The organism is Flagellimonas myxillae (assembly GCF_023502235.1).
GTDB lineage: Bacteria > Bacteroidota > Bacteroidia > Flavobacteriales > Flavobacteriaceae > Flagellimonas > Flagellimonas myxillae.
The window spans coordinates 454,537-475,714 of record NZ_JAMFLY010000003.1 but is presented as its reverse complement, the minus strand read 5'-3'; the positions used below and the strand labels follow the sequence as shown (position 1 = coordinate 475,714).

At 41.0% G+C, this 21,178-nt stretch carries 19 protein-coding genes; 14 read left to right on the top strand and 5 right to left on the bottom strand.

Annotated elements, in window-relative coordinates:
* Positions 1-80: 80 nt before the first annotated feature.
* On the top strand, positions 81-935 hold the full coding sequence (locus M3P07_RS14770) for a sulfite exporter TauE/SafE family protein (protein ID WP_249970703.1): 855 nt from the start codon (positions 81-83) through the stop codon (positions 933-935).
* Positions 936-993: 58 nt separating this feature from the next.
* Here the strand turns inward: M3P07_RS14770 and M3P07_RS14765 are convergent, their stop codons facing one another.
* Positions 994-1,746 carry a LytR/AlgR family response regulator transcription factor gene (locus M3P07_RS14765; RefSeq protein ID WP_249656889.1) on the bottom strand — a complete coding sequence of 251 codons (753 nt, stop codon included), beginning with the start codon at positions 1,744-1,746 and terminating at the stop codon, positions 994-996.
* Between the two features lie 84 nt (positions 1,747-1,830).
* On the opposite strand from M3P07_RS14765, the gene M3P07_RS14760 reads away from it, so the two are divergent.
* The 9 genes from M3P07_RS14760 to M3P07_RS14720 all read left to right on the top strand — a co-directional run bounded on the left by M3P07_RS14760 (position 1,831) and on the right by M3P07_RS14720 (position 9,990).
* Positions 1,831-2,472 carry a peroxiredoxin gene (locus tag M3P07_RS14760; RefSeq protein WP_417952750.1) on the top strand — a complete coding sequence of 214 codons (642 nt, stop codon included), beginning with the start codon at positions 1,831-1,833 and terminating at the stop codon, positions 2,470-2,472.
* A gap of 287 nt (positions 2,473-2,759) precedes the next feature.
* A complete protein-coding gene (locus tag M3P07_RS14755) occupies positions 2,760-3,170 on the top strand; it encodes a nuclear transport factor 2 family protein (RefSeq protein ID WP_249970701.1) in 411 nt (136 codons plus the stop codon).
* A 182-nt stretch (positions 3,171-3,352) separates the two neighbouring features.
* Positions 3,353-3,841 carry a YHS domain-containing (seleno)protein gene (locus M3P07_RS14750; RefSeq protein ID WP_249656892.1) on the top strand — a complete coding sequence of 163 codons (489 nt, stop codon included), beginning with the start codon at positions 3,353-3,355 and terminating at the stop codon, positions 3,839-3,841.
* A 613-nt stretch (positions 3,842-4,454) separates the two neighbouring features.
* On the top strand, positions 4,455-5,012 hold the full coding sequence (locus M3P07_RS14745) for a sigma-70 family RNA polymerase sigma factor (protein ID WP_249970700.1): 558 nt from the start codon (positions 4,455-4,457) through the stop codon (positions 5,010-5,012).
* A gap of 184 nt (positions 5,013-5,196) precedes the next feature.
* Complete coding sequence (locus tag M3P07_RS14740) at positions 5,197-6,570, top strand: FAD-containing oxidoreductase (protein WP_249970699.1); 1,374 nt, start codon at positions 5,197-5,199, stop codon at positions 6,568-6,570.
* A 159-nt stretch (positions 6,571-6,729) separates the two neighbouring features.
* The gene (locus M3P07_RS14735; protein WP_249970698.1) at positions 6,730-7,584 is read left to right on the top strand and encodes a phosphatase PAP2 family protein; all 855 of its coding nucleotides are present in this window, start codon (positions 6,730-6,732) and stop codon (positions 7,582-7,584) included.
* Between the two features lie 10 nt (positions 7,585-7,594).
* Positions 7,595-8,980, top strand: coding sequence for an alginate export family protein (locus M3P07_RS14730; RefSeq protein ID WP_249970697.1), 1,386 nt, complete (start codon positions 7,595-7,597; stop codon positions 8,978-8,980).
* Between the two features lie 38 nt (positions 8,981-9,018).
* A complete protein-coding gene (locus M3P07_RS14725) occupies positions 9,019-9,366 on the top strand; it encodes a DUF983 domain-containing protein (protein ID WP_249970696.1) in 348 nt (115 codons plus the stop codon).
* Between the two features lie 54 nt (positions 9,367-9,420).
* A complete protein-coding gene (locus M3P07_RS14720; RefSeq protein ID WP_249970695.1) occupies positions 9,421-9,990 on the top strand; it encodes a carboxymuconolactone decarboxylase family protein in 570 nt (189 codons plus the stop codon).
* A 223-nt stretch (positions 9,991-10,213) separates the two neighbouring features.
* Here M3P07_RS14720 and M3P07_RS14715 read toward each other — a convergent pair whose 3' ends face one another.
* Genes M3P07_RS14715 through M3P07_RS14705 form a run of 3 tightly spaced genes read right to left on the bottom strand, consistent with a single transcriptional unit; the run spans position 10,214 to position 13,496 of the window.
* The gene (locus M3P07_RS14715) at positions 10,214-11,131 is read right to left on the bottom strand and encodes a hydroxypyruvate isomerase family protein (protein ID WP_249970694.1); all 918 of its coding nucleotides are present in this window, start codon (positions 11,129-11,131) and stop codon (positions 10,214-10,216) included.
* A 17-nt stretch (positions 11,132-11,148) separates the two neighbouring features.
* Positions 11,149-12,495, bottom strand: coding sequence for a Gfo/Idh/MocA family protein (locus tag M3P07_RS14710; RefSeq protein WP_249970693.1), 1,347 nt, complete (start codon positions 12,493-12,495; stop codon positions 11,149-11,151).
* 5 nt (positions 12,496-12,500) lie between these two features.
* Positions 12,501-13,496: a formylglycine-generating enzyme family protein gene (locus M3P07_RS14705; RefSeq protein WP_249970692.1), complete on the bottom strand. Its 996-nt coding sequence runs from the start codon at positions 13,494-13,496 to the stop codon at positions 12,501-12,503.
* Between the two features lie 466 nt (positions 13,497-13,962).
* Between M3P07_RS14705 and M3P07_RS14700 the strand changes: the two genes are divergently transcribed.
* From M3P07_RS14700 to M3P07_RS14685, 4 genes are all read left to right on the top strand, one after another.
* A complete protein-coding gene (locus tag M3P07_RS14700; RefSeq protein ID WP_249970691.1) occupies positions 13,963-15,303 on the top strand; it encodes a DUF6786 family protein in 1,341 nt (446 codons plus the stop codon).
* A 141-nt stretch (positions 15,304-15,444) separates the two neighbouring features.
* Complete coding sequence (locus M3P07_RS14695) at positions 15,445-16,227, top strand: L-fucose dehydrogenase (protein ID WP_249970690.1); 783 nt, start codon at positions 15,445-15,447, stop codon at positions 16,225-16,227.
* A 25-nt stretch (positions 16,228-16,252) separates the two neighbouring features.
* Positions 16,253-17,599, top strand: a complete 1,347-nt coding sequence (gene fucP, locus M3P07_RS14690; RefSeq protein WP_249970689.1) for an L-fucose:H+ symporter permease — start codon at positions 16,253-16,255, stop codon at positions 17,597-17,599.
* Between the two features lie 10 nt (positions 17,600-17,609).
* Positions 17,610-17,945: an L-rhamnose mutarotase gene (locus M3P07_RS14685; RefSeq protein ID WP_249970688.1), complete on the top strand. Its 336-nt coding sequence runs from the start codon at positions 17,610-17,612 to the stop codon at positions 17,943-17,945.
* Between the two features lie 80 nt (positions 17,946-18,025).
* On the opposite strand, the gene M3P07_RS14680 is transcribed toward M3P07_RS14685, so the two are convergent.
* Positions 18,026-21,175, bottom strand: coding sequence for a glycoside hydrolase family 2 TIM barrel-domain containing protein (locus M3P07_RS14680; RefSeq protein ID WP_249970687.1), 3,150 nt, complete (start codon positions 21,173-21,175; stop codon positions 18,026-18,028).
* Positions 21,176-21,178: the final 3 nt, after the last annotated feature.

The following is a 21,178-nucleotide window of genomic DNA, read 5'->3' as shown; positions in this document are numbered from 1 at the left end:
AATCTACTGATCTTGGGAGCCTTTGACCAAATCCAAAAACCTTACTTAATTCAATAATTACTAAACTCATCATTATGGAAATGGCAACAGAATTATGGTATTTATTTCCCGTAGCAACAGCAATAGCTACGATAGCAATGGCTTCCGGTGTTGGCGGTGCAATTTTCTTTTCCCCTTTGTTCATTTTAGTCTTGGGGCTTGATGCTCAGGTTGCAATAGGAACCGCGTTACTAACTGAGTTGTTTGGATTTTCCTCCGGATTGGTTGCATATTTCCGCAGTAAACTGATTGACTTTAAATTGGGGAAAGACATCCTGAAATTCTCTATTCCCGCGGCAATTATTGGAACATTGGTTTCATCTTATGTTCCCTCGGACTTTTTAAAGGCACTTTTTGGAATTGGAATTCTTTATATAGGCATCCAAATCTATAGATCCTATAGTAAAGAAGTCAACGAACACAAGTCTGGAAAAAACCAATTGGAAAAGGGAAATTACGAGACTACCCTTATTGATAGTAGAAACCAAGTTTACCAATACACCTATTGCAATAAACCACGAGCTAGATTATTTGGATTTATTGGAGGCGCTTTTGTAGGGTTGATTTCGGTAGGTTTGGGTGAACTTTTGGACTATCACCTTGTATCAAAATGTAAGGTTCCAACGCCAGTAGCTGTGGGAACTGCCATATTTTGTGTTGTAATTACCGTTTTAGTCGCTTCCTCTGGCCATTTTTACGAGTTCTTTTTCAATTCTCAAGAAGGTGTAATAGATCAGGTTGTAAACGTAATAACCTTCACAATACCAGGCGTATTGATTGGAGGCCAGCTTGGGCCACGATTGCAAAAAATCCTACCTGAAAAGTATTTGAAAGTAGGTCTTTCTGTGTTATTCGCATTCATCGGAATATTGATGTTGACCATTCTTTTTATTTGATTATTAATGCGAAGAAAACATGTTGCGAAATCTTCAAAAAAGGAAGGCCAGTAAGAAGTTAAACCAACCTTTTCAAGAATTTTTCCTTTTTCCGAACCGAAACATCAACATTGGAACCGTCTTTCATTATTACATAACCTCCTTTACCTTTCACATACTTCACTATATGATCCAGATTGACCATATGCGATTTATGAACTCTAAAAAAGTTACAGGATTCCAACATACTTTCAAATTCCCCTAATGGCTTGGACACCAATATTTTCTTACCATTTTGAAGGTAGAAATTGGAATACACTTGATTGGCTTCCACCCGAATAACATCTTTGGCTTCCACAAAATCTATCCCATCAGAAGAGCGCAATGCAATTTTGGTCAAACTTCTATCTTCCAGTTGAATATTGGATTTAAGTGCTTGTATCTTTTCAATATTCTCCTTGCTCTGCTTTTCCAATACTTTTTCAGCTCTGGCCACTGCATTTTTCAGTTCCTGAATGTTGATTGGTTTCAACAAATAATCCAAAGCGGCATATTTGATGGCGTTTATGGCATAGAGGTCAAATGCAGTCGTAAATATGACCTGGAATGGCGGTTCCTCAAAATGATCAAAAATTGTAAAACCATTACCTCCTGGCATCTCAATATCCAAGAATACCAAATGTGGTTGTTTTTCTTCAATAATGGGGACGGCCTCTCGAATTGAAAACGCATTTCCTTCTACTAGTATTCCTGGACAAAAGTTCTTTAACATCTTATCCAATACGCTATGATGTCGTTCCTCGTCATCTACTATAACCGCACGTATTTCCACCAATTAAGAATATTTGAAATATTTGTTTTAAATATAATTTAAATAAAACTAATATGTTAATTTAGGGCTTATTATCAGAAGTTTATCATGGCATTAGGGCTTGAAAGCAATGCGCCTAACTTTAAGGCAATAACTACTAGTGGACCTATTGATTTTCATAATTGGTTGGGAGACGCTTGGGGCTTGTTATTTTCCCACCCTGAAGATTATACCCCTGTTTGTACAACGGAGCTTGGTGCCGTGGCACAATTGGAAAAGGAATTCAGTGATAGAAATGTCAAGGCAATTGCACTGAGTGTTGACAGTTTGGAGTCACATCATGGATGGAAGGTTGAAATTGAGAAATCGATGAATGTGAAAATTGGATTTCCGATTATTGCTGATGAAGATGCAAAAATTGCTCAATTATATGGTATGATTCACGAGAATAGCTCCTCGACGCATACCATTAGATCGGTGTTCGTCATTGGTGCTGATAAGAAAATCAAACTGCATTTGACTTATCCCATGTCCGTTGGTAGAAACTTTGATGAAATTTTACGTGTTATAGATGCGCTACAGTTAAGTTGTCAACACCAAGTTGTTACTCCTGCCAACTGGAACCAAGGTGACAATGTCATTGTGGACGTTTCCCTAAGTGATGATGAAGCCAAAGAACTTTACCCTTACGAATCCTCTGAAGAAGCATCTTATCTAAGATTCACGCCAAATCCGTCCTCGGATTAATTCTATTCGGATAAAATCCGTGATCCAAGGCCTTCCCTCTCACAATTCATAGCCAATTAATTCAAGTGATTTCTATCAAAATTATTTGGTCCACCCCTGATGAACGCAAAATCTGAATATAGAGGCAATTTCTAAATGTATTACAATCGAATCTTCGGCGAATTTTGTCCTATACTTTAAGCTTAAGAAGCTGCGCGCACAAAGTTTAGTTTTTTCATAGTTTGAGTTAGTGGTTTGAACGGTCGTCCGGATGACCTTTTTTTAGTAATAACAATAGCATATTTAAAATGGTAAAAAATCCTATACCTCCATTCACAAGGCAAAGCGCGGAGGAGAAAATACAATTAGCAGAAGATGCTTGGAACAGTCAAGATCCAATAAAGGTGTCTAAGGCCTACACAATTGATAGCGAATGGCGTAATCGGTCGCAGTTCATCAATGGACGAGAGGAAATCCAAAAATTTCTGACCAACAAATGGGAAAACGAATTAGACTATAAATTGAAAAAGGAATACTGGGCACATTCAGAGAACAGGATTGCTGTCCGATTTGAATATGAATATCGTAACCCATCTGGTGAGTGGTTCCGAGCATACGGAAATGAAAACTGGGAATTTGACGATGAGGGCTATATGCGAAAAAGATATGCCAGCATCAATGACGTTCCAATTCAAGAATCAGAGCGAAAACTTCTTTGAACATAATAAACCTTAAACAAAAAAAGCAGGACAATCTAGTCCTGCTTTTTTTGTTGCTCCATTCCAAAAATTCAAAGCAATAATAGCAAGTATTCGATAGGACGGTTAATACACTAAATTTCCAGCTTTACCATCGATATACTTTTACCAATAAATCATATTCATTATTAAAATTATATCAAATGAAAACTATTGGTAATCTTAATTTAATTAAAGCAGTTAGTGGGCTAGCTGTTATTTTATTTATGGGTTTAGGTACACTATCCGCTCAATCCCATAGCTACAGCATTGATGACAGTAAAATTGCTCTGGAAGGGTATAGTCCTGTTTCCTACGTTGATCTTGGAAAAGCAGAATTAGGTAATAAGAAATACAAATCCACATACGATGGTGTTGCCTACTATTTCACAAACAAGAAACAACAGGAGGCTTTTGACGCCAATCCATTGAAATACAAACCACAGTATGGAGGTTGGTGTGCTTTTGCTGTTTCTCTTGGCGGTAAATTCCAACCAGATCCATTCAGGTTCCGGGTTGTGAACGGGAAACTATATATGTTCACTCGCAACGTTGAAGGGGATTTCGTAAAAGTTTGGGAAAAAGAAGGTCGTGGAAAACACATCTCGCAGGCTGACAAAAACTGGGAGACAATGGAGAAGTTCAAAAGTTAATTTACCGTGTTGTAATTCAATAATGTTGAATATTTAATACGGAAATTAAGTTTCTTTTAGAAGTACCATGGAAGAAGGGGTAGATCGGGGATCTACTCCTTTTTTGATTTAGGCTATTCATCATAAAATAATCAATCCTGATTACGACTATGCTTCATATTCATAAGATCAATTTGACAACAAAACAGCAGAATCTGCCATAAATACATCTTGAATATTTGGGAGCTTTAGCATAAGAAAATAAAAGGATCATGTACGAGAACGCTATTATCCCGTTAATCTTCAGAAGCGATGAAAATCAATTGTTCTATGAATTCATTCTAAATGGTCAGTCCGCTTCAATTGAATATCGGTTTATAGATAAAAATCAGCTAATGCTCATGAACATCAATAAATCAAAATATTTGGCTGAAGACGTTACACTAGCATTGATTGAGAGAATTATGGTTCATGCTCGAAGAATGGAGTATGAGGTTTTTACACAGTGTCCTGCCATTATTAAACACTTAAAAACGAACAAGCAACTACTAAACTATGTGAGAGTAGGTCAATACTCAAGCTAATAAATGTAGTTGTCCATTAAAATTTTAATTAACAACCAATAAGAACAATAATGCATTCCACGCAACCTCTACGACAATTGGAACCCCAGAATTGGGTAAACAAACACAAAGGGTATTTATTCCATTTCGCCTACAAAAAACTGCCACAAGACCTTGTAGAAGACATTGTGCAGGATACATTTCTAGCTGCTTTGAATTCTGCGCACAGATTTAAGGGTACCTCCAGCGAAAGAGTTTGGCTTACTGCTATTTTAAAATACAAAATTGCAGACCATTACAGAGGCAACAACGGCAAGCAATACCACATAAGGGAAAATATCGAATCCAGATTGAGTTCTGAAAGAAAAATAGAATCCAATCACCGGTTTACCTACGACCCTATTCCTGAAAGCCTTGATGAGGATGACTTAAAACTAGTACTCAATACTGGCATGAGCACATTATCCAAAAGTGAAAACCAAATATTGGAATTGAAACAAAACGGTTTCAGTACTGAGGCAATTTGTGAAGAGTTGCAAATCAGTCGCACGCATTGCTGGGTACTTTTGCATAGGGCTCGGAAGAAACTTCAACAATATCTAAGTGAAAATTGGTATAATGTGGCCTAATAACGAAGTCCTTTGGAAAACATGGACCAACCTACAACTGTATTTGTACTTTGTAGGAATCAAATTAATTGAATTCTTCAGAGCGATTAGAATAAGATTAAAATAAATCAATTGGGTTGTACAAATTACACACTCAAACCGATTGTAGCTTAACACACCACTACGAACAAAACAGATTCATACAATGGAAAATTTCGATGCAATAATTATAGGAGCTGGACAAGCCGGGCCATCACTAGCAGCCAAGTTTGCCACACAAGGCCACAAAACAGCGCTGGTTGAACGAAAATGGTTGGGCGGTACTTGTGTCAACAATGGCTGTACTCCTACTAAAACACTGATAGCAAGTGCAAAAGCCATTCACACCGCAAAAAGAGGAGCTGAATTTGGCTTTAACGTGCAGGGGGAAATTAAAACGGACATGAAACTCGTAAAAAGGCGAAAGGACCAAATAGTGCAAAGGTCCTCAAAAGGTCTTCAAAATTGGTTGTCAAGTGTAACTAACCTTGAAATCATTGAAGGCCATGCAAAATTTTTGGCTAATACGATAATCCAAGTCGGTGAAAGGAAAATTTCAGCACCTAAGATTTTTATTAATGTAGGAACGAGAGCGCGGGTCCCCCAGGAAGTTCAACAAGTGCCCCATTTCACAAATAGTACGATCATGGATGTTGATTTTGTACCTGAACATCTTATTATTTTAGGAGGAAGTTACATTGGATTGGAATTTGCACAAATGTATCGAAGGTTTGGTAGTAAAGTAACTGTAATCGAAACAAACACGGAACTTGTACCTCGAGAGGACGGTGATGTTTCTAAGGAGCTAAAAAATATTTTGGAAGGAGAAGGGATTGAATTTAAATTGGGAGCAACCAACCTTAATGCCTCACAACATTCCAAAGGAATTGAAATAAATCTTGATACCAACAATGGTCCAACAAAAATAATAGGGTCACACATTTTTGCAGCAACAGGAAGGCTACCCAATACCCATGATTTAGGCCTGGAAAATACTGACCTAATTCTAAATAAAAATGGATATATAGCGGTAGATAAACACCTAAAAACCAACGTTGAAGGTATTTGGGCATTGGGAGATGTGAATGCCAAAGGTGCTTTTACGCATACCGCATACAATGATTTTGAAATTGTTGAAAATCATATTTTTCAAGACTCCAAAAGAAGCATTAACGATAGAATTCCATGTTATGCTTTGTTCACCGATCCACCATTGGCAAGAATTGGAATTACTGAAAAAGAGGCCCTTAAATCAACTGAAAAATTACTAATAGGACATCGTCCTTTTTCCAAGATTTCAAGAGCCAAGGAAAATGGCGAGGAAAAAGGATTCATGAAAGTAATCATCGATGCAAACACAGAACGAATTCTTGGTGCAACTATTCTTGGCCTTAATGGTGATGAAATTATTCATGGTATGTTGGACATAATGTACGCAAAAGCTTCGTATAGAACAATATTGAACGCCGTGCATATACATCCAACAGTTTCGGAACTTATTCCTACCATTTTGGGCGAACTTAAACCCTTAAATTTCTAAAAGCAGTTAAGAGGAATAAGCTATAAAATCAAAAAACATTACATTTTCAAAAAGCCCAGGCAATTGCTTGGGTTTTTCCATTTAAAGGAAGGAGCAATAATTGAACAAGTAGCTCATTTCCTTAAAAAACATCTTCGTCCATGATTCTAGATTTGAATCATGAAAAACAACCAACTCATAACCGCCTTACTATTACTGATGCAAACTTCCGCTGTGTTTACCCAACAGCTTAACAAAACAACATCACAATCAAATTGGCAAAAGTTCACCTATGATTTGAACAGCATTTTAGGAGGGGTTGGCCATGCTTATACACGTCCTCTTTCATGGGAAAACAATCAAGTAGGGTTTTTTGCAGGTACAATTTTAGGAACAATGGGGTTGTATACAATTGATGATGAAGCTGACAGGTGGTTCAGAAATCAAGAACCACATATTCCCGAACTCCTAAAAGATTACGGCTGGTACTATGGGAATCCTCAAAACAATTATGCGTTCAATGGTATTGTATACCTCACAGGCTTGTTCAGCAAAAATGACAAAATACGTCGCACAGGTGTGCTTATGATTTCATCTGCTACCGCTACAGGGGTATTGCAACAAATTTCCAAGTCCTTGGTCGGTAGGGCAAGACCAAGGTCTGGTCTGAATAAAAATGACTTTCGGCCTTTTCAACGAGACTCTGATTTTCATTCTTTTCCCTCCGGTCATACTGCACTTGCAATTAGTAATGCCCATGCCTTGGCCAAACAATTCAAAAATCCATGGATCAAAGGCGGTATATATCTGCTAGGCAGTATTCCACCATTGACCCGTCTTTGGAATGGAGCTCATTGGCTCACAGATATTGCACTTAGTGTTGTGCTAAGCGTTGCTAACGTTGAAGCAATTGACAAGTATCTGGATGGGCGCTATCAAAATCAATCCAAAGAGAACGCACACAAGAATAAAAAGAGGGTGGCCTGGAGAATGATTATAAAAGGAAACGGGCTTGGAGTGGCCATGAATTTTTAATCGATTTATTATGAAAAAAGGAACGCAGCACAAAGCTTTTTGCACATATATAATTCGGTTGATGTTTGAATACAACCGATGTGTCCAGCTTATTATACTCTTATTGTTCTGGAGTAATCTGTTGTATGGTCAGCACATTCAACATATTGATGCTACCGAAAAAACTGAAGAACGCCTAATTCTGAGCGGGTTAAAGGGGATTAAACTAGGTGAAAACACCACACTATCCATTGGGGGTGACTACCGTTTCCAAGCAGAATCATTCATTAATGAGGAATTTGGCTCCCATGATGGACAAGATAATGCTTGGCTACTTAATCGCATTATGCTAAACACAGACTGGAATTTTGGTAAAAACCTAAATGCCTTTGTTGAGCTTTCCTCCAGCACAGTGATTGGAAAAGATGATTTAACCGCAGTGGATAAAGACGTACTTGCCTTCAACCAAATCTTTGTCCAATACAAGTTCATGCCCGAACTCCAAATGGCAGTTGGCAGGAAGAACTTGAGTTATGGCTCTGGAAGATTAGTAGATGTCCGCAACCTCCCAAATGTGAGGAGATCATTTGACCTTCTACAACTTAAATTCAAAAAAAATACACTTGAAGCGGATATTTTCACAGCCTCGATAGTTCGAAATGAAGTAGGTGTTCTAGACAATGACTTTTTCGAATTCAAGGAGTCTTTTTATGGTTTTCATTTTTCCGATTACATCTCTGGTTTAATCAATTTAGATGCGTACTATTTCTTCCAGAAGCAGAATGATGTAGTTTATAACAACATTACGGGAAATGAACGGAGAAGCGCTGTGGGCATTCACCATTACGGCACTTTGAAAGGCTGGAGTTACAACAATGAAATTATCCACCAATTTGGAAGCTTTGAGGATTCCAGAATTTCAGCATTGGCCTATTATTTTCAAGTCGAGTATGCATTTCGAAATACGCCAAACAACCTAAAAACAGGATTGAAATTTGAAGTCATTGATGGGGATGACGACCCGGCAGACAACAAGGTTGGAACTTTTGATGCCTTTTACCCTAAGGGAGCCTATTTTGGACGTGTAGCACGTTTTGGTCCATCAAATCTTATCGACATCCATCCTTATGTCAATTTTAAAAAGGACCGTTTCTTTTATGAATTTGACATCGACTTTTTTTGGCGTGAATCTACAAAGGATGGGGTTTACAATCCCGCCCTGCAACTAGAGTATCCCTCTTTAAACAACCAGCCCTATATAGGTACACAACTCGGTACTTTCACAAGTTTTGAGTTAAATGAATATGTGAGTTTGGAACTGGAAACCAATTTTATATTTCCAGGTTCCTTTCTAAAGGAAAGTGGTTTAACAAATAGTCTGTTTCACTTTGTATTTACCACTGAGTTTAAGTTTTGAAGAGGATATAATAATCAATGATCAAAAAACACAATCCAATGATTAAGAATATACTCTCAAATAAATGCCCTAACTGCCACACAGGTAAAATCTACAAACAGAATAACTTTTTGGAGAACTGGTATAAACCGAAAATGCATAAAAGTTGTACCCACTGCGGTTATGTATTTGAAAAAGAGCCAGGCTTCTTTTTTGGTGCCATGTATGTCAGTTATGCAATAGGAATCATAGAAGCTATTATGGTTGTTTTTGCTGCTACCTTTTATTATGAAAACATCTTCAATTACCAAATTTTCATTTGGATTGCGGTTGTTTTAATAGCGCTCTCCTCTTTCAATATGCGCATTTCAAGGATCATATGGATCTATCTATTGAAAGACATCTAGTCTTAACGGAAAACATAATCTATTTATAAATAAAGTCAATTAAATATCAGTAAAATGGAAACGTTGCAAAATGTAGAATTCAAAATCAGAACTATCGAAGATGCCCCAGAGGCATCAAAATCCATACTAACAGCTGCTAAATCAGCCTATGGATTTGACGCAAATTTGTTGGGTTTGATGGCAAATCACCCAGCATTACTTTACGCCTACTGGGAAGGTGATAAATTTTTAACCAAAAACAGCGTGCTTACGGCAAAAGAAAGGCAGATTGCATTTTTGGCATCGAGTTATGAAAACAATTGCCAGTATTGCATGGCTGCCCATTCCAGTATTGCACAAATGCATAGGGTTTCTCAAGAAAACATAGATGCTTTGCGTGAAGGACGGGAATTACCAGATAAAAAACTGAATGCTCTGAGTGAATATGTCAAAGCGACAACGACCAAAAGAGGTCAAGTAAGCAATGAAGACATCAATAAGTTTTTAAACGCTGGCTATCCAAAAGAGGCAATTCTAGAAGTAATTACCATTGTAGGCTTCAAAGTAATGACCAATTATATGGACCATTTAGCCCAAACTCCAGTGGACGTACCTTTTCAGGCCAATTTATGGGAAGCTAAATAAAAGTATCTAGCTAAAACAAATGATTATATTTGTCATGAAAACCGTACACGATACCGTACACGTTTTTGTACAAAATTGAGCCGGGAAATCTTGAAAAGTGTGTACTTTTTGGAACTCATAACCCGAAGGTCACAGGTTCGAGTCCTGTTCCCGCTACTACAAACCGCCGAATTAGAATCTATTAAAATCTAATTCGGCGGTTTTTTTATGGGCAAGCGAAAAATCAGATAAAGCTGTCCGACTCCTTATATGCGTCAATTACTCTTTGTTCCCCCTCTTTACCCTTAATGGAATTTCCGTGCTCCATTCCAAGGATACCTTTAAACCCTTTGCTGTGGATAAATTTGAAGACATTTTTATAATTGACCTCCCCGGAAGTGGGCTCGTTTCTTCCAGGATTGTCACCAATCTGGTAATAGGCGATTTCCTCCCAACACGCATCGATATTCGGAATAAGATTACCCTCTTGTATCTGTTGATGGTAAATATCAAAAAGTATTTTACAGGAAGGGGAGTCCACAGCTTTGCATACTTCATACGCCTGCGGACTCTCGGATAAAAACAGTCCAGGATGGTTCCTAAAGTTCAAGGGCTCCAAGACCATGACCAATCCATGTGGCTCCAAAATTTCGGATGCCCTTTTCAAGGATTCGACTACATGGGCCGTTTGATATCCAATATTTTGTCGTAGATCCACATGTCCGGGAACTACGGTCATCCATTTTGCGTTCACCCTTTTGGCCACTTCCACCGATTCCTTTATTTGGGACAGGAATTCCTCCCTCAAGTTTTCGTCACCACTTGCTAGGTTGGGCTCCTTCCAATAAATTTTGTGCGCAACGAAAACTCCCATGGAAATCCCTCTTTTGGCCATTGTGGAAGCCATTTTTTCCTGAAGATCAAGTGACCTTCCCTTCATACCATTATCTTCAAAGGCCATAAATCCTTGATCCGCCATAAAATTGAGCTGATCAATGGGATCGTCCCCTGCCAGATTTTTGAACATTCCCAAATGTGGGGCATATTTCAAGTTGAATCCCTTATAAGCAGGTTCGCTCCCCTGTTGTGCCGATAGTATTCCGGGAACAAATCCCAAGGCAGAAGTTGCTGCAACAGAGCCTACAAATTTTCTTCGTTTCATCTTTTTCTATTTAGGTCTTATGAAAACTTGGTAATTCCAGGAACTGGAATCTTATATTTTCCATCGGCATCCGGCAAAGTTGGGGCTACAGAATCCCAGCTTAAATTGTCGGGGACCAATTGCAAGTCAGAGTTCAAGGCTTGGTCCCAAGTGATAATATCACCTGAATAGGTAGCCATACGTCCCATAATCGCCGCCAAAGTGGATTTGGCACCATTTTCCGCATCAGCCAACAATTCTGACTTCGTACGAATGGCCGCAAAAAGTCTGTCGTGTTCTACCTGATATGGATTTGGGTCGTGCTGACCTTCGTTCATTTTGGAGTAATTGAATTTCTCCTGCCCGTTCAAATCGGCAATAATTCCCTTGCTGACCACAACGCTACCATTGCTTCCTTGGAAAGCTTCATCCACTCTACTGTGACATCCTTTTTGGTGTCTGCACTGACTTGATATTACAGCCCCTGTTGGGTAGGTGTATTCTACAAAGTGATGGTCAAATATCTCTCCATGGTCTTTTCCGTTACGGACTTCTCTACCGCCCATACCTTGCGCCATTGAAGGATATTCACCGATAAACCAGTTGGCCACATCAATATTGTGGATGTGCTGCTCTAAAATATGGTCTCCGCAAAGCCAGTTGAAATAATACCAATTTCGCATTTGATACTCCAATTCGCTCTGCCCTTCTTTACGTGGTCTTACCCAAACACCACCACTATTCCAGTATACCTGACCTCCAACAATCTTACCCATGGCTCCCTGTTGGATTTGATCATAAAGCGTGGTATACTTTTTCTGGTAATGTCTTTGAAGTCCCACAACAACATTTAGCTTTTTCTCCTTGGCCGACTTGGCCGCTTGAAGCACTCTCCTAACCCCTGCTGCATCGGTGGCAACGGGTTTTTCCATAAACACATGCTTGTCTTGGGCGATGGCGTATTCAAAATGCAAGGGTCGAAATCCGGGAGGAGTTGCCAAAACCACTACATCCGCACTATCGATGGCATTCTTGTAGGCATCGAACCCAACAAAACGATTTTTTTCCTTGACATTGATTTTTCGTTCCCCGTCAAAGTGCTCTTGGATGGCAGTTAGACTTCCTTCCAAACGATCCTGGAAGGCATCCGCCATAGCTACCAATTCCACATCTGGGTCTGCGGTAAGTGCCTGTACAGTGGCTCCGGTACCTCGTCCACCACAACCAACTACCGCTAGTTTTAATTTTTCCACTTTTCCTGTTTGAGCCATTGACTCAAACGGAATGCTGCTGGCCAATATTCCGCCGGTGGCCAATCCGGTTGTTTTTACGAACGATCTGCGAGTAAACGCGTCGCTCTTTTGATTTGTTTTTTGCTTGCCCATGATATTTAGTTTGAATGTTTTTCTTTCCAATATATTTTCTGCTCCTTTTGACTTGGAGTGTTATAAGGTCTTACAATTCGGAAGCCAACGAAGGTAGCATCCGTATGCCACCATTTGCTCTTGGGAATTTGCGGGTCGCGCATTTTCCAACGCTTTTCTGAAAATACCCTAGCAGCGCTTCTCAATTTGGTCGAGCTGTCTTTCCATGACCCACCGCGAACTACTCTGGGATAGGTTTTAACAGGTTTAATAAAAGGATTTGCACTATTCCCGCCCTTGCGGTCGCCATAAGTGTCAGCGCTATAGGCATCCAACGTCCATTCGGCAACATTTCCATGCATATCGTGCAATCCCCACAAATTTGGTTTTTTCTGTCCTACTTTCTGGTATTTGTTGCCACTATTGTTCGCATACCAAGCATAATCATTGATTCTATAGGCACTCCCTCCAAAAGAGTAGGCCGTTTCCGTCCCTGCCCTGCAGGCATATTCCCATTCGGCTTCGGTGGGAAGGCGATAAAAGTTTCCGGTCATAGCCGATAACCATTCGCAAAACTTGGAGGCGGCATATTGGGTCATGCAAATCGCGGGATACCCCTCGGTACCCATACCGAAACTCATTTCCACGTAGGGGGTGGTAGCGCCAGAAACTGCATCCACGTCCAAGGAAACTTCCCCACCTTTGGCAACTTTTCCGTCCGTTTTATCTATTTCACGGGACATAAACAATTGGTATAAGTCCCAGGTAATCTCAAACTCTCCCATCCAAAAAGGGGCAATATTCACCTTGTGGGCCGGCCCTTCATCATCGGACCTTCCGTTTTCGGAACTAGGGCTGCCCATGGAAAAACTTCCACCAGGAATGGGTAACATGGAAACCGTTAGTTCTGTCCCGGAAATTTTTTGTTCATAGGCCTGAAATGATTTTTTTTGGCCGTTAACGTTAACAGAAATAGCACAAGTAAAAATTGCTGCGAAGAGCAGGTTTTGTCTTTTTACCATATTTGGTTAAGAATCTTTATTAGTTATAATTTTTTGAAGTCTTCCATTCGGAAACTATCATATTTTATGCAGGATTTAGAGCCTGAAAAATATTTCGGTAGTAAATATAACTTCTTTTATTTCAACTTCAGATCGGATCCAATGATCAACCCCGTGTTCAAAAATTAGTACACCTGAACCATCAAAAACCCTACAACCCTTTATAGTTAAAGTCGGTAACGCCTTTTACAGGCTTCCTCCTAAGAGACACCAAAAGCGTACAATTAATCACCGGAAACGGTTTTTTCAATGCTTTAATTTTAACTTATTTACCTCATTTTGTTAGACGATTTTTGATGCGTTTTTTTCATAAATCGGATTTTCTTGAATAGGAAACAAAGCCCATGCCATACCTTATCTGAATTCATTAAGAAGCCTATTGTTAAAAAAGTATCGGTCAAAGTTATTTTTCAACAGGTTGACATATATGCAATCTCCTAAATTTGACCGTTTTCGCGCTGACGATTCAGTAGCATTAAAGAATAGCATGCACAACCCAACTTTTAAAACACTTCAGAAAAGTGGCCAGATTTTTCTATTGGCGATTTTGGTCATTGCCTGCCAAAACAAAGCAAAGAACAACACTGAAGAACCCTCAGTATTGGAAAATGCACCGGTAGCGGAATCCTTCCAGGCGGATTATGATTTCCTTCAACAGCACGACCCAAAACTTGCATTATTGCAAAATGGAAACGGCTTGGTGCTGGTGTCTCCTTCCTTGCAAGGACGAATCATGACAAGCTCTGCCAACGGCATGCAGGGATCAAGTTATGGTTGGATCAACAAGGCGCATTATGAGTCCGGGGAAATAAACCCACAAATCAATGTATATGGTGGGGAAGAACGATTTTGGCTTGGACCCGAGGGAGGACAGTACTCCATTTTTTTCGATAAGGGCGAGGATTTTACTTTCGAAAATTGGTCGACTCCCAAGCTTATAGATTTAGAACCCTTCGAAATTACAGAGCAAACCAAGGAAGGTATTTCGTTTTCAAAAGCGGCCTCTTTGACCAACTATGCAGACTATACCTTCGATTTCCACATTGACCGATCGGTAAGCATTATTTCGAATGCCCAACTTCAGACGATATTGGGAATTTCTTCCCTCCAAGGTATTAATGCAGTAGGCTACACCACAGAAAACACTTTGAAGAACACCGGAAGTGATACTTGGACCAAAGAAAATGGCCTTCTTTCCATTTGGTTGTTGGGAATGTACAAACATTCCGAAACCACCACGGTTGTCATTCCCTTCCAATCAGGAGAGGAGAGCACCTTCGGTAAACCTGTGAACATCTATGAATCTTTTGGAGAAATATCAACCGAAAGATTGCAAACCAAAGACAGTATTGCATTTTTTAAGGGAGACGGCGAATACAGATGTAAGATTGGATTATCACCCCAAAGGGCTAAAGACATATTTGGCAGTTATGATGCCGAAAACGGCGTCTTAACCCTGGTCAAATACAACAAATCCCTTACCACAAATGACTATGTGAATTCCAAATGGGAATTGCAGGATAGGCCTTTTGGCGGGGACGTTATAAACTCATATAACGATGGCCCGGTAGGTGAAGGTAACCCATTGGGGCCCTTTTATGAGTTGGAAACATCGTCTCCTGCGGCAGCATTGGCACCCAACGAATCCATCACACATATTCAACACACTGTTCACTTGGAAGGTGACCAGGGCCAATTGGATACCATAGCCCAGGCTACCCTAGGTGTTTCCTTAAAAAGCATAACGGAAGTTTTTGAAAAAAAATAAAATAATTGGAATTAAGGACAACAATCCTATTTTTGAAATGTCATCCACATTCTTACATATGATTGTTTGGTCTTTTATATTTCGCTGGTGCAATGAAGATGTATGGAAAGTTCACTATGGCGCCACTTTTAAATTGAAGCAATGGATTTAGGACTAAAAGACAAAGTGATCATCGTTACAGGTGGTTCCAAAGGAATTGGCAATGGTATTTGCACCGAACTGGCCAAAGAAGGTGCCATACCGGTAATCGTCGGAAGAAATAGGGAAAATGTACTGGACGCCGTCAAAAAAATTGAAGAGAATGGCGGCAAGGCATCCCACGCCTTTGCCGAACTTACGGACCCCGCGCAATGCAAGTCAGCGGTAGAAAATATTGTGCAAGAATTCGGAAGGATCGATGGTCTGGTGAACAATGCCGGAGTAAATGATGGTATTGGTCTAGAAAATGGAAACTATGAGGCATTTTTGGAATCCATCAACCGTAACCTTACCCACTATTACCTCATGGCCCATCATGCCCTACCCATGCTCAAGGAAAGCAAAGGGGCCATTGTCAACATTGGTTCCAAAACTGCGGTTACCGGCCAAGGGGGAACCTCAGCATATGCTGCTGCGAACGGAGGACGCAATGCCCTTACCCGGGAGTGGGCGGTAGAACTCTTACCTTATGGGATTCGTGTGAATGCCGTCATAGTCGCAGAATGCTATACCCCATTGTACGACCGATGGATCAAGACCTTCCCCGAACCAGAAAAAAAATTAAACGAGATTACGAGGCGCATCCCTTTGGAAAATAGGATGACCACTGCGGTCGAAATTGCAGATATGGTGATATTTCTATTGTCCAACAAATCGAGTCATACGACCGGACAGCTCATCTATGTTGATGGAGGATATACCCATTTGGACCGTGCACTAGATTAACCAACAAACCCAATACTCAATAATTATGGAACAAAATCAAAAGATCCCCGTAGTTGCCAAAGCGCTGCTTTTACCATTTATTCTTGTAACGAGTTTATTTTTTCTTTGGGGCTTTCCCAACGACCTTACCAACCCCATGGTCGAGGTGTTTAAAAATGTACTCAACATTTCCAATGTAAAGGCCTCCTATGTACAATTGGCTTTCTATGGCGGTTACGGCACCATGGCCATACCAGCTGCACTTTTCATTAGAAAATACAGTTACAAATCAGGAATAGTTTTGGGTTTGATCCTGTTTTCTGCCGGTGCCCTTATGTTTTACCCCTCAGCACTTTTGGCCAGTTATAACTTTTTCTTGGTGTCCTTTTATATCCTAACCTTTGGATTAGCATTTCTGGAAACTACCGCCAATCCCATGATCTTGGAATTGGGCGATCCCAGAACGGCTACCCAACGTCTTAATCTCTCGCAGGCATTTAACCCCATGGGGGCATTATCTGGGCAATTGGTAGCACGCCTCTATGTGGTGGACCGGTTGGACACCAAAATTGGTGCTGATACGTCGGGAGTGGCTGCTGCTGCCCTTTCCCCAGAACAACAGCAACAAATGGTTGAGCACGACCTTTCTGTAATTAGTGCCCCATACATTGTTTTGGGTTTTGTGGTATTGGCCATATTGTTGGTATTTCTGTTTGTAAAGATTGATGATGGCAAAAAGTCGGCAGTAAAATTGAATCTGAAAGAAACTTTTGCAAAGCTCTTTTCCAACAAATCATATTATGAAGGCGTGTTGGCGCAGTTCTTCTATGTCGCTGCCCAAATCATGGTTTGGACTTTCATATACCAGTACGTGACCAACTTAAACGCATCAAGGGGGGAGGATGAACAATTGAATGCTGTGGTCTATGCCGCCGCTTCCACCATATTGTTCCTGACGGCAAGATGGATATGTACCTTCCTTTTCAAATACATCTCATCTGCCAAACTGATGCTCATTTTCGCTATCCTGGGAAGTGTGCTCTGTACCGGAGCCATAGTCCTCAGTGGAATGGTCGGATTGTATTGTTTGGTAGGGGTCTCTTTTGCCATGTCCTTGATGTTCCCGACCATTTATGGAATAGCACTTAAAGGAATGGGGGACGAAGCCAAAATAGGTTCTGCGGGATTGATCTTGGGAATTGTGGGAGGTGCACTGATGCCCCCGCTTCAGGGTAGGATCATCGACATGGGAGGAACCGGTCTTAGCGACGTTAAGATGTTCGGGTTTATTCCAGAGGTCAACTTTTCCTTCGTATTGCCCCTGGTATGCTTGATTTTGGTCGGCGTCTACAGTTATCGCTCCATGAAAAGACAACAGTTGGAAACCGCTTAAAAGAAGCTTTATGAGCACAAAAAGATTTGCATTGGCCCTGGATCTAAAGGATGATCCAGGGTTAATTGCAGAATACAAAGCCTATCATCAAAAAATATGGCCGGAAATTGAGGCCAGCATAAAGGATTCGGGCATTGATACCATGCAAATTTATCTGTTGGGGAACAGGCTTTTTATGATCATCGAGGCCGGTGAGGATTTTTCTTTTGAACGAAAGTCCCAGATGGATGAAAGCAACCCAAAAGTCCAGGAATGGGAGGACTTAATGTGGAAGTATCAACAAGCGCTCCCCATGGCAAAACCAGGTGAAAAATGGATGCTCATGGAAAAAATATTTGAGCTTTAGGAGCGATCCCATTTTACATTAACAGACTACTTTTTTGATTACCAAGACAGCAATTCAAAACTGGAATTTTCTATATTAATTTACATACCTTCGACTTTTCGCGGTTGTAGGGTTATGCTATATGATCGGCGAACAGGCTTTATGGTATAGGGGTCTCGAACCGGTCTTCCCCATGAATTGTCCCCACCTACTCCCATTTGCATCAAGTCAATATTCCACTGTACCATGTCCCCCAGCTTAATATCGGCCCCATGCTTTTTGGTTACTGGAACCAGGCCAGAAGCGGATTCCGCCCCGTCTTCTTCCGAGTTAAAATCGAGCTCCTTCATATTAAAGGGCCATACACTGGCATTCAAAAGGGTGTCTCCGAAAACCCGAACTGCGATTTTTTCCGTAGCAAGTTCCATCCATCTTACATCCGTTTTGTTCCCGGTTTCTTGTGGTCGTGAATATCGATGGAATTGCTCTTCCACCAATCCGGAATAGATGCCAACTTTCACTCCTGTTTTTCGGTCCCAATAACTTTCCACAGGGCCTTTTCCATACCAACTTACCTTCTTAAAGGTTTTGGGCACGGACAAGTACATCCCCAATCTGGGAAGGTTCGGTAGCTCCTCCATTATGGGTTCAAATTCATAATCCACTCGCATACTTCCATCTGGAAACAGGGTATGACCCATGGTAACCCTTGCCTCCTTGTTAGGCAGTATGTGCAACACCCGAAAAACCACTGATCCCGTGGCAGTCAATTTTGGGGAGGCTTGCATTTTTGATGTGATTTGGTAACTGGCATCTTGCCATAATTTCGCCCAGTTGCCCATTCCGTTTCCAAGGTCATTATCTGTGGGAGGGCGCCAAAAATTTGGCCTAAGGGGTTGCTGGGTAATCGCTGAACCGGCAAAGTCCCAAGAAACAATTTCACCCGTATTTGCATTGATGTCCAGCTGCGTTTCCCCATTTTCAATATGAATAATATCCTCACGCGAAGTAAGTTTATAAGCAGTGTTGTCTTTGGGTTTTGCTGCAATCCGGATACCTTTTTGCACCACAAACTGATCCCAGGCTATCTCATGTCCCTTCGATAGAAGTTTTCCATCCGTTTTTTGGTGAAGCCCCACTTCTAAAATGTACTCCTTTTCCGGGTCAAGTATTTTGGGTATAACATTGATCAGTACTTCTTTTGATTCTTGTGGCTCCACTTTTGGGGCATCGAAGCTTTGTGCTTGGGTCGCTACGCCATCCACTAATACCCTTGCCTGTACTTCCACATTGGAGAAATCGGAAAAGAAGTTCTTGTTGTCAATTCGGACCTTGTTATTCCCTAACCAGTGAAACTGGGCCGGTTCATATACTTTTTTCACCTCGGAAAGATGCGGATGGGGGTTTCTATAGGGGTCAACTAGGCCATTGTTCAGAAAATTTCCGTCTGTTGGCAGGTCCGCATGGTAATCGTGCCCGTAAGCCAAGTAGGGCTTCCCATTTTCATCGGTATACTCCAAACTCTGATCTACCCAATCCCAAATAAATCCACCTTGTAAATTCGGGTACTTTTCGATGGTATCCCAGTAATCCTGCAGATTGCCCACCGAATTCCCCATGGCATGGTCATATTCGATCATTATGGAAGGCTTATCCGAGTTGGACTCCCCATGTTCGACCAAATACTCGGGGCGCGGGTACATGGGACAGTAGAGGTCCGTATAGTCCTCCTTGCCTGCAGGTTCGTATTGAACAATTCTATTATTATCCTGCTCTTTTAACCATTTATAGGTTGCTCTAAAAATCTCCCCTTCACCCGCTTCATTGCCCAAGGACCAGGAATAAATGGACGGGTGGTTTCTATCCCGATAATACATTCGTTGCGTACGCGACATGTGGGCCGGAAGCCATTCCATTTCATTTCCAATTTGGGTATCCTCATCAATGGCCAACGGATGGCTCTCAATATTTGCCTCGTCCACCACATAAAGTCCATAGATATCACATAAATCCAACCAATAAGGGTCGTTCGGATAGTGCGAGCTTCGCACGGCATTGATGTTGTGCTGTTTCATGAGCTGGATGTCCTTTTCCATGGAAGCCTTGGAAACCACATGCCCGGTATACGGGTCCGTTTCATGCCTATTGACCCCTTTGACATAAATGGGCTTTCCATTGATCAGCACCTGACTATTTTTGATTTCCACCCGTTTGAAACCTACATGTCCATGTATGTATTGATTGTTCTCGTGGTTTGTTGGGTCTTCCAGGGAAATTTGTAAGTTGTATAGGTTGGGGATTTCTGCCGACCATTGTTTTACGTCTTCCAAGAGGGCATCAAAAACCAATTCCTGCATGGAATTCGCCTCAACACTTAATTCTTGTTCCTTCTGAAAAATAGCTGTTTGTCCATCTAATAAGCTAATTGTTACCAGACGGGATTGCAAAGTATCCGACTGGTTGGTTATTTGAATGGATTGTTTAAAAACCCCGTTGGAATATGAATCATCCAAATTGGTATAACTAAAATAATCCGACACAAAAATTTTAGGCCGGGAATACAGATATACATCCCGTTCAATTCCGCTCATCCGCAACATATCCTGACTTTCCAGATAGCTGGCGTCGCTCCAGCGGAACATTTGGAGCGCAATTAGGTTCGTTCCTTCGGAAAGATGCTCGGTGATGTCGAACTCTGCCGGGGTTTTGCTCCCCTGGGAATAGCCCACATAAGCGCCATTTACATACACATACATAGCCGATTTGGCACCTTCAAAATGCAGAATGACCTGTTCGTCCAAAATTTCCTTGGACAATTCTATTTCCTTCCGGTAAGTGCCTACAGGGTTATAACCTTCTGGCGCATTGGGCCATTGCGTATCAAATGGATAGCGTTCATCCAAATAAATGGGATGATCGTATCCCTCCACTTCCCAATTGGCAGGCACGGGAATCGAACCCCAATCACCGTCGTCGTAGTCGACATGCTGAAAACTTTTTGGTCTATCCACGGGATCTTTTACAAAATGAAATTTCCAAGGACCATTCAAATCGATGAACCTATGGGAATTTTCCTTGCTAGCTATCCCCAAGGCTTCCATACCAAAAAAACTGGCCCTAGGTGGAAGCTTGTTTTCTTCAAAAATCTGATGGTTATAGTGGTAGGTTTGTTCCCCAATCTCAGGAAGTTGGTTTGGCTTGCAGGCCAATATACAGACGATACCCACTAGGCTGAAATATATCTTTCTCATGGT